At 68.0% G+C, this 12658-nt stretch carries 12 protein-coding genes; 4 read left to right on the top strand and 8 right to left on the bottom strand.

All coding sequences use genetic code 11. The annotated features are described in order from the left end of the window. Positions 1-14: 14 nt before the first annotated feature. The gene (locus ACIBQX_RS06210) at positions 15-1739 is read left to right on the top strand and encodes a DEDD exonuclease domain-containing protein (RefSeq protein WP_397001164.1); all 1725 of its coding nucleotides are present in this window, start codon (positions 15-17) and stop codon (positions 1737-1739) included. Positions 1740-1841: 102 nt separating this feature from the next. Then, positions 1842-2129, top strand: coding sequence for an Lrp/AsnC family transcriptional regulator (locus ACIBQX_RS06215; protein ID WP_397001166.1), 288 nt, complete (start codon positions 1842-1844; stop codon positions 2127-2129). A 313-nt stretch (positions 2130-2442) separates the two neighbouring features. Here the strand turns inward: ACIBQX_RS06215 and ACIBQX_RS06220 are convergent, their stop codons facing one another. From ACIBQX_RS06220 to ACIBQX_RS06235, 4 genes are read right to left on the bottom strand one after another with little or no spacing between them, the layout of a single operon-like run. Next, positions 2443-4107, bottom strand: coding sequence for a cytochrome bc complex cytochrome b subunit (locus tag ACIBQX_RS06220; protein WP_397001168.1), 1665 nt, complete (start codon positions 4105-4107; stop codon positions 2443-2445). Then, entirely contained in the window at positions 4104-5231 is a 1128-nt protein-coding gene (locus ACIBQX_RS06225) for a Rieske 2Fe-2S domain-containing protein (RefSeq protein WP_397001170.1), read from the bottom strand. The genes ACIBQX_RS06220 and ACIBQX_RS06225 overlap by 4 nt, the downstream gene beginning before the upstream one ends. Continuing rightward, entirely contained in the window at positions 5228-6037 is an 810-nt protein-coding gene (locus tag ACIBQX_RS06230) for a c-type cytochrome (RefSeq protein ID WP_397001172.1), read from the bottom strand. The genes ACIBQX_RS06225 and ACIBQX_RS06230 overlap by 4 nt, the downstream gene beginning before the upstream one ends. Before the next feature lie 14 nt (positions 6038-6051). Further along, positions 6052-6711 carry a heme-copper oxidase subunit III gene (locus ACIBQX_RS06235; RefSeq protein WP_397001174.1) on the bottom strand — a complete coding sequence of 220 codons (660 nt, stop codon included), beginning with the start codon at positions 6709-6711 and terminating at the stop codon, positions 6052-6054. A 196-nt stretch (positions 6712-6907) separates the two neighbouring features. On the opposite strand from ACIBQX_RS06235, the gene ACIBQX_RS06240 reads away from it, so the two are divergent. Together ACIBQX_RS06240 and trpD are read left to right on the top strand one after the other, a co-directional pair. Then, positions 6908-7306: a hypothetical protein gene (locus ACIBQX_RS06240; protein ID WP_397001554.1), complete on the top strand. Its 399-nt coding sequence runs from the start codon at positions 6908-6910 to the stop codon at positions 7304-7306. Between the two features lie 9 nt (positions 7307-7315). After that, positions 7316-8362, top strand: coding sequence for an anthranilate phosphoribosyltransferase (trpD, locus tag ACIBQX_RS06245; RefSeq protein ID WP_397001176.1), 1047 nt, complete (start codon positions 7316-7318; stop codon positions 8360-8362). A 92-nt stretch (positions 8363-8454) separates the two neighbouring features. Here the strand turns inward: trpD and ACIBQX_RS06250 are convergent, their stop codons facing one another. From ACIBQX_RS06250 to ACIBQX_RS06265, 4 genes are all read right to left on the bottom strand, one after another. Then, positions 8455-9654 carry an Ig-like domain-containing protein gene (locus tag ACIBQX_RS06250; RefSeq protein WP_397001178.1) on the bottom strand — a complete coding sequence of 400 codons (1200 nt, stop codon included), beginning with the start codon at positions 9652-9654 and terminating at the stop codon, positions 8455-8457. A 137-nt stretch (positions 9655-9791) separates the two neighbouring features. After that, the gene (locus ACIBQX_RS06255; protein WP_397001180.1) at positions 9792-10205 is read right to left on the bottom strand and encodes a cytochrome c oxidase subunit 4; all 414 of its coding nucleotides are present in this window, start codon (positions 10203-10205) and stop codon (positions 9792-9794) included. Next, positions 10205-11878 carry a cytochrome c oxidase subunit I gene (gene ctaD, locus ACIBQX_RS06260; RefSeq protein WP_397001182.1) on the bottom strand — a complete coding sequence of 558 codons (1674 nt, stop codon included), beginning with the start codon at positions 11876-11878 and terminating at the stop codon, positions 10205-10207. Before ctaD ends, ACIBQX_RS06255 begins: the two co-directional genes overlap by 1 nt. Continuing rightward, positions 11875-12657 carry a cytochrome c oxidase subunit II gene (locus ACIBQX_RS06265; RefSeq protein WP_397001184.1) on the bottom strand — a complete coding sequence of 261 codons (783 nt, stop codon included), beginning with the start codon at positions 12655-12657 and terminating at the stop codon, positions 11875-11877. Before ACIBQX_RS06265 ends, ctaD begins: the two co-directional genes overlap by 4 nt. Position 12658: the final 1 nt, after the last annotated feature.

The raw sequence follows: 12658 nt of genomic DNA on the forward strand, positions 1-12658 counted from the left end.
TATGGTCTTGGATCGTGGAACCGGTACAGGGCACCCTCGACGAGCTCGGCACTCCGCTGAGCGCGGTCACCTTCGTCGTGTTCGACCTCGAGACGACCGGCGGGTCGCCCGCCGAGCACATGATCACCGAGATCGGCGCGGTCAAGGTGCGGGCGGGCGAGGTGTTAGGGGAGTTCTCCACCCTGGTCGATCCCGGTGGGCCGATCCCGCCGTTCATCTCCGTGCTGACCGGCATCACCGACGCCATGGTGGTGGCCGCGCCGCGGATCGAGTCGGTGCTGCCGAGCTTCCTGGAGTTCATCCGGGGGACCACCCTGGTCGCCCACAACGCCGGCTTCGACACCCGCTTCATCAAGGCCGCCTGCGCGGCACACGGCTATCCCCCACCGGCCAACCCGGTCGTCGACACCGTCGACCTCGCCCGGCGAGTGCTGACCCGCGACGAGACGCCCAACGCCAAGCTGTCCACCCTCGCCCGGTTCTTCCGCAGCCCCACCGATCCGTGCCACCGCGCGCTCGAGGACGCCAGGGCCACCGTGCACGTGCTCCACGGCCTCATCGAACGGGCCGGCTCCTTCCAGGTGCACACGCTCGAAGAGCTCAAGTCGTTCGTCCGCGCCCCCACCCCCGAGCAGCAGCGCAAGCGCCACCTCGCCGAGTCGGTGCCGCACTCCCCCGGCGTCTACCTCTTCGAGGACGAGCGCGGCGAGGTCCTCTACATCGGCAAGAGCACCAACCTGCGCAACCGCGTACGCTCCTATTTCACGGCCAGTGAGACCAGGCCGCGCATCCGCGAGATGATCGGCATCGCCGAGCGGGTCCGCCACATCGTCTGCTCGACCGCCCTGGAGGCCGAGGTCAGGGAGCTGCGCCTGATCGGCGGCGCCAAACCCCGCTACAACCGCCGATCCCGCTTTCCCGAGAAGGTCGTCTGGCTCAAGCTCACCGACGAGGCCTTCCCGCGCCTGTCGATCGTGCGCGAGCTCAGGGACGACGGCGCCGCCTATCTCGGCCCGTTCTCCAGCGCCCGGCTCGCCGACGACGCCCGCAACGCCCTGCACGAGGCGCTGCCGCTGCGCCAGTGCACCCAGCCCATCACGACCCGCACCCGCCGCGCCGCCTGCGTGCTGCACGAGATGGGCCGCTGCGGCGCCCCCTGCGAGGGCAAGCAGAGCCAGGCCGACTACTCCGTCCACGTGGAGACCGCCCGCCGCGCGATGCTCCTCGACGCCGCGCCCGTCTTTCAGGCGGTCTCGGCCCGGATGGAGCGACTGTCGGTCGAGCAGCGCTACGAGGAGGCCTCCGTCGACCGCGACCGGCTGGCCGCGTTCGTCCGCGCCGCCGCCCGCATGCAGCGCCTCACCGCCATCACCAGCATCCCGCAGCTCATCGCCGCCAGCCCGGCCTTCGACGGCGGCTGGGATATCCACGTGATCCGCTACGGCAGGCTCGCCGCCGCCGGCGTCATGCCGCGCGGCGCCCACCCCACCCCCTTCGTCGCCTCCCTCACCGCCACCGCCGAGGCCGTCATCCCCGGCCCCGGCCCGGTCCACGCGGCCAGCGCCGAGGAGACCGAGTGCATCCTGCGCTGGCTGGAGTCCCCCGGCGTGCGACTGGTGGAGGTCGACGGTCAGTGGAGTTTGCCCGCCCGCGGCGCCGCCCGCCACAAGGCCCGCATCGACCTCGCCTACCGCACCCTCGACCACCCCCGCAACCGCGAGGGCCGCCCCCTGCGGTAACCACCCCACAACCCCGTTGCGCAACCCGCCCCACCGACCACGGCTCGACTTGCCATGCAGCCGGAAGGGCGACTTCTGTGGTGATTCGATACAGTTGGTCGCATGGTCACGGCAATCGTTCACATCAACGCCGAGGTGGACCGGATTCCGGAGGTCGCTGAGACGATCGCCGAGATCGACGGCGTCAGCGAGGTCTACTCGATCACCGGCGAATACGACCTGCTGGCCATGGTGCGTGTGGCCGCCTACGAGCAGGTCGCCGAGGTCATCCCCGGTCGCCTCAACAAGGTCCCCGGTGTCCTCCACACCGTGACGCACATCGCCTTCCGCACCTACTCCAAGCACGACCTGGACGCGGCCTTCTCCATCGGCTTCCCCGAGTCCGACTGACCGTCGCTCCCCTTGTGACCCCGCGTCCCGTGACGCGGGGGTCACAAGCGTGTCGCAGGCGCTCCGCGCGGAGCCGCCCGCGAACGGCACCTGGCCCGCAGAGAGTAACGGACCTGCGAAGCGGGGCCCGCGAAAGCTACGAGCCCCGGGAAAGGTCGGGCCCGGCACATGCAGAAGCCCCCGCACACGAACGCGCCTACACACACGCAGAAGCCCGCGCACAGGGACACGCCTGAGCCCACCGCGGCCAGGAACAGGCGTGGGCCCGGACGACGGAGAGTCGTCCGGGCCCACGCCCTTCGTGGCAGCCGTATCAGTGGGTCAGAGACTTGTCCTCGCCGGAAGTGACGGCGGCGTGCTCCTCTTCGTGCGGGTGTTCCTCGTCGTGCGGGTGTCCCCCGTCGAGCGGGATCTTCTCCCCGCCGTACGTCTTGGACATCTTGCCGCGCAGCTTGCCGAGCGGGCCGCGCATGCCCTTGGGCGGGATGCCGGAGGCGTCCTCGTCCACGGGCAGCATGAGCACCGCCTCCTTGCCCCGGATGTGCGCCGCGATGTCCTCCGCCGGCGGCGTGTGCACCTCGATGAACTCGCCGTGCGGCAGCCGCTTGATGACGCCGGACTCCACGCCGTGGTGGAGGATGTCGGCGTCGGCGCGCTGCAGGCCGAGGCAGATCCGGTAGGTGATCGCGTAGGCCAGCACCGGGGCGACGAACACCAGCACCCGGCCGACGTAGGTCGTCATGTTCAGGCTGATGCTGAAGAACGCCGAGAACTCGTCGTTCGCCCCCAGCAGCCAGAACACGCCGTAGAAGGTGACGGCGGCCATGCCGATCGAGGTGCGGTGCGGGTTGTTGCGGGGACGCTCCGCGATGTGGTGCTCGCGGTGGTCGCCGGTGATCCACCGTTCGAGGAACGGGTAGAGCGCCAGGCCGGTCATGATGAGGCCGAGTGGCGCCAGCGCCGGGATGATCACGCTCAACGGCAGGGTGCCCGCATGGGACGTGCCGAACAGGTTGATCTCCCAGGCGGGCATGACCCGCAGCGCGCCCTCCAGGAAGCCCATGTACCAGTCAGGCTGCGAGCCCGCCGAGATGTCCGCCGGTGTGTACGGTCCGAACAGCCAGATCGGGTTGATCTGGGTGAACGTCGCAAGCCCGGCCACCACGCCCAGCGTGAACAGGAAGTAGGCGCCGGCCTTGGCCATGAAGGCCGGGTAGAACGGCGCGCCCACCACGTTCGCGTTGTTGCGGCCCTTGCCCGGCATCTGGGTGTGCTTCTGCACCCACATGAGCACCATGTGGGCGCTGATGAGAGCCAGCAGGATGCCGGGGATGAGCAGGATGTGCAGCGAGTAGAACCGGGAGATGACGTCGGTGCCCGGATACTCGCCGCCGAACAGGAAGAACGTGATGTACGTGCCGACCAGCGGCAGCGAGATGGCCACACCCTCGGTGATCCGCAGACCGGCGCCGGAGAGCAGGTCGTCGGGGAGTGAGTAGCCGGTCAGGCCCTCGGCGAGTGCCAGCGTCAGCAGCAGCACGCCGATGATCCAGTTGATCTCACGCGGCTTGCGGTAGGCGCCGGTGAAGAACACCCGCAGCATGTGGACCATCATGCCCGCGACGAAGAGCAGCGCCGACCAGTGGTGCATCTGCCGCATGAGCAGTCCACCACGGACGTCGAAGCTGATCTCCAGCGACGACGCGTAGGCCTCGGACATCATGACGCCCTTCAGCGGGGCGTACGAGCCGGCGTAGGCGATCTCGCCCATGCTCGGCTTGAACCAGAACGTCAGGAACGTACCGGTCAGCAGCAGGATGACGAACGAGTAGAGCGCGATCTCACCCAGCAGGAAGGACCAGTGGTCGGGGAAGACCTTGCGCAGGTTGCGCTTGAGGAAGTTCGCCCCGCCCAGGCGTGCGTCGAGGGCGTTGGCCGGTCCCGCGATGCCCTTGGGGACCTCTTTCAGGTCACTCATGCCTGGCCTCCCTTGGCCCTGGCCTCGGCCTCGGCGTCGCCGCGCTCCCAGAAGCTGGGACCGACCGGCACCGCGAAGTCGCCCTGCGCGACGAGGTAGCCCTGGTCGTCGACGGAGATCGGCAGCTGCGGCAGTGGCCGGGCGGCCGGCCCGAAGATGACCTTGGCGCCGTCGGCCGCGTCGAACGTCGACTGGTGGCAGGGGCACAGGATGTGGTGGGTGGTCTGCTCGTACAGAGCGGCCGGGCAGCCCACGTGCGTGCAGATCTTCGAGTAGGCGACGATGCCCTCGTGCGTCCAGTTCTTGTTGACGCCCGCCTTGAGCTCCTCGGGGCGGAACTTGATCAGGATCAGCGTGGCCTTGGCGAGGACGTTCAGGTCGTGCTCGTAGCCCTCGGGCACGATCGACAGGATGCCGCCGGGCGAGTTGAAGTCGGCCGCGCGGATCGGCTGGCCGGTGCCCTCGACGACGAGGCGCAGCGGCTTGCCCTCCTTGGTCTTCTCACCCCAGACCGTGTGGCGCAGCAGCTTGTTGAAGCTGGCGCCGGTCATCTTGCTGTTGTCGAGGTCGCGCAGCAGCACCAGCGGAACGAGTCCGAGCGGCGCGGCGGCGAGCAGCAGCGTGCGGCGCAGCAGCTTGCGCTTGACGAAGCCGCTCTCGTTGGCGCCCTGCACGAAGGTGTCGGCCACCACGGAGCGCTCGGCCTCGCCGGAGACCATCTCGTGGCGTTCCTGGACCAGCGCGTACTTCGGCATGATCTGGCGGACCCAGATGACGATGCCGACGGCCAGCCCGAGCACCGCCAGCGTCAGCGTGCTGCCGAGCGCCAGGTTGGAGGTGCCGGTCGCCTCCGGGCTTCCGACCTGGAAGACCACGTAGGAGATGATGAAGGCGACGGCCGCCAGGAAGGTGATCGTGAAGCAGAGCGCCACGATCTTCTCGGCGCGCCGGGCCTTCTGCTCGTCCTGCAGGATGACACCGGGAGCGGTGTCGTCCTGCGGCGGCTGGGGCTCCGCCTTCGTCTCCACCTCGCCGAGCATCGAGGTGCCGGGGCCGGGGGTGCCGATGACGCGCTTGGGCACGCGGTCATCCGGCTGCTCGATCTCGTGCTCGTTGTCTGTCATGACTTCTGTCGCTTCTTCGCGGTGATCCAGATGGCGGCGAGCACGAGGGCGAAGATGCCCACGATCCACGCTACGAGACCTTCGGTGACCGGGCCGATGCGCCCGAGACCGAAACCTCCGGGATCCTTCTGCTCACGGACCTGGGTGATGTAGGCAATCATGTTGCGCTTCTCTTCGGGCGTGATCGTCGAGTCGTTGAACACCGGCATCGCCTGCGGGCCGGTGACCATCGCCTCGTAGATCTGCGCGGGAGAGGCCTCGTTCAGATTGGGGGCGTACTTGCCCTGCGTGAGGGCGCCGCCCGCGCCCGCCCAGTTGTGACACTGGATGCAGTTGGCGCGGAACAGCTCGCCACCCTTGCCGGCGTCGCCGAGCTTGGGGTCGACCTGCTCGTGGCCAGGCACCTGCGGGCCGCCGCCGAGCGACTGCACGTAGGCGCCGATCTGCCTGATGGCGTTCTCGTCGACCCACTCGGGCACCGGCTTGCGGGGCACCTGCGCGCCCGGGTCGGAGGCCGGCATGCGGCCGGTGCTCATCTGAAAGTCGACGGACGCGGCGCCGACGCCGATCAGCGTGGGTCCCGTCGACGTGCCCTGGGCGTTGAGACCGTGGCAGCTGGAGCAGTGCGCCTCGAACAGGCTCCTGCCCTCTGCCACGTCGTCCACCTTGCCGGACGCGAGCGCCGCGTCCGCGGGCTTGCTCACCTGCACAAAGGCGGCGTATACCATCCCGACTAGCGCCAACGCCAAAATCAGGACGGCATATCTCGCGAGGGGATGCCGCCGCCAAGCGGTGATCCTGGTCACAGAGATCCCGTTCCTTACCGAATGATGTAGATGGTCGCGAAAAGACCGATCCAGACGACGTCGACGAAGTGCCAGTAGTAGGACACGACGATCGCGCTGGTGGCCTGCTCATGCGTGAAGCGCTTCGCGGCGTACGTACGTCCCAGCATGAACAGGAACGCGATCAGTCCACCGGTCACGTGCAGGCCGTGGAAGCCTGTCGTGAGGTAGAACACCGAGGTGTAGGGGTTGGCGGACAGGGTCGCGCCCTCACTCGCCAGCTCCATGTACTCGTAGATCTGACCGGCGACGAAGACGGCGCCCATCAGGAAACTGACGATGTACCAGAAGCGAAGCTTGGCGACCTGCCCCTTCTCCGCGGCCCAGACACCGAGCTGGCACGTCACACTCGACAGCACCAGGATGATCGTGTTGACCGTCGCGAACGGGATGTTCAGGTGAGCCAGGCCCTCGGCGCCCTCAGCGGCCCCCACGGGCAAGTAGGCGGGCCCCCATTCGATGCCTTGGCCCTCGCTCACCGACCGGATGGTGAAGTACATCGCGAACAGCGCCGCGAAGAACATGAGCTCAGAGGACAGCCAGACGATCGTCCCGACGCTGACCAGGTTGGGTCTGCGGAACGGCTGTGCTGTCGTCGTCGAAGTTATTGCGGATGCTGTCGCCACGGGCAGCATTATTGCGGCTTCTCAGGTCGGTCCTTCGCACGACCCCCCGTTAGGGGGAAGAAACTTGCAGCAAGCTGGGATAATTAGGGCAAATCACCCCACCAGAGGTGACGGCCTGGGACTGCACCCCGCACCACCGGTACGATCCCAGGTGACCATATCGCTACGACCGATAGTGAGCGCGACCGTGAGCACCGACGACACGATGAGGGTCCTCGTCTACAGCGACGACGCCGCCACCCGTCAGGAGGTCCGCGAGGCGATCGGCCGGCGACCGGCCGCCGACGTCCCCTTCGTGGAGATCGTGGAGTGCGCCACCGAGCCCAAGGTCCACCAGTGGCTCGCCTCCGGCGAGATCGACGTGGCCGTGCTCGACGGCGAGACCCAGCCGGCGGGCGGCATGGGCGTCTCCCGTCAGGCCAAGGACGAGGTCTACGACTGCCCGCCCATCTGCCTGATCATCGCCAGGCGGGACGACCGCTGGCTGGCCGAGTGGTCCAAGGCCGACGCCGTCGTCCCCCAGCCCATCGAGCCCATCGTGCTGGCCGACACCGTCGCCGACCTGATGCGCCGCCGTTCCTCCAGCCGACTCAACGCCAAGTAGGTGCCTTCTGTGGACTCGCGGACGACCTGGCCCACCCTGCTCTCGGCTCTCCTGTCCGGGGAGCACCTGTCGGCCGACGAGACGGCCTGGGCGATGCGGGAGATCATGTCCGGCTCGGCCACCTCCGCCCAGATCGCCGCCTTCGCGGTCGCGCTGCGCGCCAAGGGCGAGACCGTGGCCGAGGTGGTGGGCCTGGCCCGCACCATGCTGGACCTGTCCACCCCGCTGCACGTCGAGGGCCCGGTCGTCGACGTGGTCGGCACCGGCGGCGACCGCGCCCACACCGTGAACGTCTCGACGATGGCCGCCATCGTGGCCGCCGCCGCGGGCGCCCGCGTGGTCAAGCACGGCAACCGCGCCGCCTCCTCCTCCTGCGGCGCGGCCGACGTCCTGGAGCGCCTCGGCATCCGCCTCGACCTCACCCCCGAGCAGACGGCCCAGGTGGCCGACCGGGCCGGCATCGCCTTCTGCTTCGCCCCCGTCTACCACCCCGCCCTCCGTTTCGCCGGTCCCACCCGCAGGGAGATCGGCGTCCCCACGATCTTCAACTTCCTCGGCCCGCTGACCAACCCGGCGCGCCCCGCCGCCCAGGCCATCGGCGTCTTCGACGCCACCATGCTCCCGGTCCTGGCGGGCGTCTTCGCCGAGCGCGGCGTCTCGGCCCTGGTCTTCCGCGGCGACGACGGCCTCGACGAGCTCACCATCGCCACCACCTCCACGGTCTGGACGGTCCAGCACGGCACCGCCACCCAGACCGCCTTCGACCCGGCGGTCCTCGGCATCCCCCGGGCCGGCGCGGACGCGCTGCGCGGCGGCGACGTCGACTTCAACGCCCAGGCGGTGTACGACCTGGTCCGCGGCAAGACCGGCCCGGTCCGCGACGCCGTCCTGCTCAACGCGGCGGCCGCGCTGGTGGCCCTCGACGGCCCCGGCGACGACCTCGACTCGGCGATGATCGACGGCTACGCCCGCGCCGTCCAGGCGGTCGACTCCGGCGACGCCTCGGCGACCCTCGACCGCTGGATCGAGGTCAGCGGCTCCTTCACCGCCGCCTGACACATCATTCCGTACGACCCGCACGCGGCCCTGTCAGACCATCTCAGGGCCGCGTGGCGGGTCTCAGGCGAACAGCGCTCAGGCGGGACGGCTCAGGAGGAGAAGGACAGTGTGGGGCCGCCCTTGAGCGAGCTCCACTTGAGCCACTCCTTCCAGCTCTCCTGCCAGTGCCCCCACCCGTTGGTCGGCTCCAGCTTCCGCGGCGAGCCCGTGATGACGATCGGGTCCCCGATCAGCGTGTTCTTGATGAACCAGGCCGCGTTCTCCGGGCTGATGTTGACGCAGCCGTGGCTGACGTTCGCGTGGCCCTGGGAGCCCACCGACCAGGGCGCGCTGTGCACGTACTCACCGCTGTTGGAGATGCGGACCGTGTTGTAGACGGTGAGCCGGTAGTAGCCGGCCGAGCCGGGGCCGATGCCGGGCGAGGTCATGATCGTCACTGGCTCGCGGGACATGGCCAGGTGGATGCCGGAGGTCGTGTAGTACTTCCACTGCCCGCCCTGGCCGGCGCTCATCGGCATCACCCGGACCTTCTTGCCGTCGCGCCTGACGGTCAGGACGTGCCCGTGCGTGGTGCCCTTGGTGATCTGCGAACGGCCGATCCTGAAATCGACGGCCAGGTCGCGCTTGCCGTACATCCCCTTGCCCGCGTGCACGCCGGCGAAGTGCGCCTCGACGCGGACCTTGGTGCGGGCCGGCCAGTACTCCTTCGGCCGGAAGTCGAGGTGACGGTCGTCGAACCAGTGCCAGGCCCCCTCCACGGGCTTGGAGGTGCGTACGGTGAGGTTGCGTTCGATCGCGACCCGGTCGGTGATGGGCTGGTCGAACGTGATCATGATGGGCATGCCGACGCCGACGGTATCGCCGGTCTCGTCCTTGTTCGGGGTGAGGCGCTCGACGTCGAAGGTGGTGACCGCCTTGGCAGTGGAGAAGGTGGTCGTCTGCTTCGTCTGCTTGCCCTCGGCGTTGGCCGCGACGGAGGTGACCGTGTAGGTGGCGCCGGGACGGGCGGTGCCGGTGCTGCGCCAGCGGGTCCGGTCGCCGCTGAGGGTGCCGGGCAGCGCGCCCGCCTTGTCGCCGCGCACGGTGACGCTCTTGAGCGTGCCTCCGCGGACCGCCACGACCACCGGCTGGTCCGTGGGCACCTGAGCCGACTTGTCCAGCGGCAGGACCGCCACAGAGGCGTCCGGAGCCTTGAGCGCCATGTTCCCCGCCCTGTCCGTGACGCCGGAGCACGCCGTCAGCACCACCAAGGCCAGCAGGCCGGCTGTTTGATACGCAAGACGCCCCACGAGCAGTCCCCCGTCCGAGTCGAGCTGATTCACCTCCCTTATTACCCTCAGTGATCGAATGACCACATCCGCGCCCCGGTAAAGAACACCAAAAAACGGGCGTCCCTCCAAAAGAAGGACGCCCGTTTCGCGGAGTATCAGTGGGAGAAGTGTCCCCGGTAGTACTGGAACACGAACCCGATCATCGCGAGGATGACCAGGAACATCCCGATCAGGAACATCCAGAAGCCGATCACGAACCCGGCGAAGGCGAAGGCCGCCGCCAGGCAGACGAACAGCGGCCACCAGCTGCTCGGGCTGAAGAAGCCGATCTCACCGGCTCCGTCGCTGATGTCGGCCTGCTTGTTGTCCTCCGGCTGGGCGCCGATGCGCCGCGCGGTGAACATCAGGTAATAGCCGATCATGAACGCGAAGCCGACCGAGATGGCCATGGCGGTGGTGCCGACCGGCTCACCCGTGCCGGTGGCCGCCTTGGTCCAGAACCAGTAGGCGACGTCGACCCCGGCGAAGAACAGGCCGCACAGCAGGAACAGCCAACCCTGAACCTTCATCAGGCCTCAACCTCCACGGGGGTCTTGGCGGACACGTGCGGGTACTTCATGTCGAACGCGGGACGCTCGGACCGGATCGGCGGCAGCGAGGTGAAGTTGTGCCGCGGCGGCGGGCAGGACGTCGCCCATTCGAGCGAGCCGCCGTAGCCCCAGGGGTCGTCGACGGTGACCTTGGGCGCGGTGCGCCAGGTCTTCCAGACGTTGTAGAAGAACGGCAGCGTGGAGGCGCCGAGCACGAAGGCGCCGACCGACGAGATCATGTTCAGGTCGGTGAAGCCGTCGGCCGGGCTGTAGTCGGCGTAGCGGCGCGGGAAGCCGAGCACGCCGAGCCAGTGCTGGATCAGGAACGTGGCGTGGAAGCCGATGAACAGCAGCCAGAACTGCAGCTTGCCCAGCTTGTCGTCGAGCATCTTGCCGGTGAACTTGGGCCACCAGAAGTAGAACCCGGCGAACATGGCGAACACCACGGTGCCGAAGACCACGTAGTGGAAGTGCGCCACCACGAAGTAGGTGTCGCTGATGTGGAAGTCCAGCGGCGGCGAGGCCAGGATGACACCCGTCAGACCACCGAGCAGGAAGGTCACCAGGAAGCCGATCGAGAACAGCATCGGCGACTCGAAGCTCAGATGGCCTCGCCACATCGTGCCGATCCAGTTGAAGAACTTCACGCCCGTCGGCACCGCGATGAGGAACGTCATGAACGAGAAGAACGGCAGCAGCACCTGCCCGGTCGGGAACATGTGGTGCGCCCAGACCGTGATCGACAGGCCGGCGATCGAGATCGTCGCGGCCACGAGGCTGATGTAGCCGAAGATCGGCTTACGGCTGAAGACCGGCAGGATCTCGGTCACGATGCCGAAGAACGGCAGCGCGATGATGTAGACCTCTGGATGCCCGAAGAACCAGAACAGATGCTGCCAGAGCATCGCTCCGCCGTTCTCGGGGCTGAAGATGTGGGTGCCGAACTTGCGGTCGGCCTCCAGCGCCAGCAGCGCGGCGGCGAGCACCGGGAAGGCCATCAGCACGAGCATGCTGGTGAGCAGGATGTTCCAGGTGAAGATCGGCATCCGGAACATGGTCAGGCCGGGGGCCCGCATGCAGATGATCGTGGTGATGAAGTTGACCGAGCCGAGGATCGTGCCGAGGCCGCTCAGCGCCAGGCCCATGATCCACAGGTCGCCGCCGATCCCTGGCGAGCTGATCGCGTTCGACAGCGGCGTGTAGGCGAACCAGCCGAACGAGGCCGCGCCCTCAGGGGTGAAGAAGCCCGACAGGGCGATGAGGCTGCCGAACAGGAACAGCCAGTAGCTGACCATGTTGAGGCGCGGGAAGGCCACGTCGGGGGCGCCGATCTGCAGCGGCATCAGCTCGTTGGCGAACCCGGCGAACAGCGGGGTCGCGAACATCAGCAGCATGATCGTGCCGTGCATGGTGAACAGCTGGTTGAACTGCTCGTTGCTGGTGAACTGCAGCCCCGGCTGCGCCAGCTCGGCCCTCATGATCAGCGCCATGATGCCGCCGATGAGGAAGAAGATGAACGACGTGATCAGGTAGAGGTGTCCGATGATCTTGTGATCGGTGGAGGACAGCCACTTGGTGATCACCCGGCCCTTGGTGGTGGGCCTGGGCCCGGAGCCGGGCGTCGTCGAAATGGGTTCTTGGATGGCGGTCACTGGGCGCTCCCAGCCTGATTGGTCGCGATGTACTGGTCGAACTCAGCCTGCGGGACGAGCTTCACCGAGAAGAGCATGCGGCTGTGGTCGACCCCGCACAGTTCGGCGCACCGGCCGGCGTAGACGCCGGGCTTGTTCAGGGTGTCGACCTCGAAGAAGCGGCCGGGGCTGTCTTCCGGGATGCCGGGGATGACGTCGCGCTTGAACAGCATCTCGGGCACCCAGAACGAGTGGATGACGTCATCGCTGTTGAGCTCGAACCGGATCTTCTTGTTCACCGGCAGCACGAGCTGGGGGCCCTGCTTGTAGTCGCTCACCGGCATGCCGGTGACCGGCTTGATGTCCTTGCCCTGGACGGTGGTGGTGAAGCGCCAGCTCCACTGGAACGCCTCCACCTTCACCGTGACGTCAGGGTTCTTCGAGTCCGCGGTGAGCACCTCGCTGTCACGGGCGGTGAAGAAGAAGAAGACCGACACCATGACGAGCGGCACGAGGGTGTAGAGCATCTCGATCGGCAGGTTGTAACGCACCTGCGGCGGGAGCTCGGCCTTGGCCTTGCGCTTGGTGTGGAAGAGGCACGCCCACACGATCAGGGCGATGACCACGACGCCGGTGGCCAGCGCGGCGATCCACGCCCCGTTCCACAGGCTCTGGACCACGCCACCCTGCGTGGTGATGTGCTCCGGAAGGAGGCCACGGCCCAGATTGGCCTCGGGAACGTCATTAGCACACGCCGTAGCGGAGGCCAGCAGCAACGCCAGAGCGGCGGCGCGTGGCACT

The sequence above is a fragment of the Nonomuraea sp. NPDC049714 genome, from assembly GCF_044465295.1.
In the GTDB taxonomy this organism is placed as follows: domain Bacteria; phylum Actinomycetota; class Actinomycetes; order Streptosporangiales; family Streptosporangiaceae; genus Nonomuraea.

Excerpts from the sequence above, each read along its gene's own strand:
- ACIBQX_RS06215 (WP_397001166.1), top strand. The coding sequence starts at position 1,842 with ATGGTCACGGCAATCGTTCACATCAACGCCGAGGTGGACCGGATTCCG.
- ACIBQX_RS06220 (WP_397001168.1), bottom strand. The coding sequence starts at position 4,107 with ATGAGTGACCTGAAAGAGGTCCCCAAGGGCATCGCGGGACCGGCCAAC.
- ACIBQX_RS06225 (WP_397001170.1), bottom strand. The coding sequence starts at position 5,231 with ATGACAGACAACGAGCACGAGATCGAGCAGCCGGATGACCGCGTGCCC.
- ACIBQX_RS06235 (WP_397001174.1), bottom strand. The coding sequence starts at position 6,711 with ATGCTGCCCGTGGCGACAGCATCCGCAATAACTTCGACGACGACAGCA.
- ACIBQX_RS06240 (WP_397001554.1), top strand. The coding sequence starts at position 6,908 with ATGAGGGTCCTCGTCTACAGCGACGACGCCGCCACCCGTCAGGAGGTC.
- ACIBQX_RS06255 (WP_397001180.1), bottom strand. The coding sequence starts at position 10,205 with ATGAAGGTTCAGGGTTGGCTGTTCCTGCTGTGCGGCCTGTTCTTCGCC.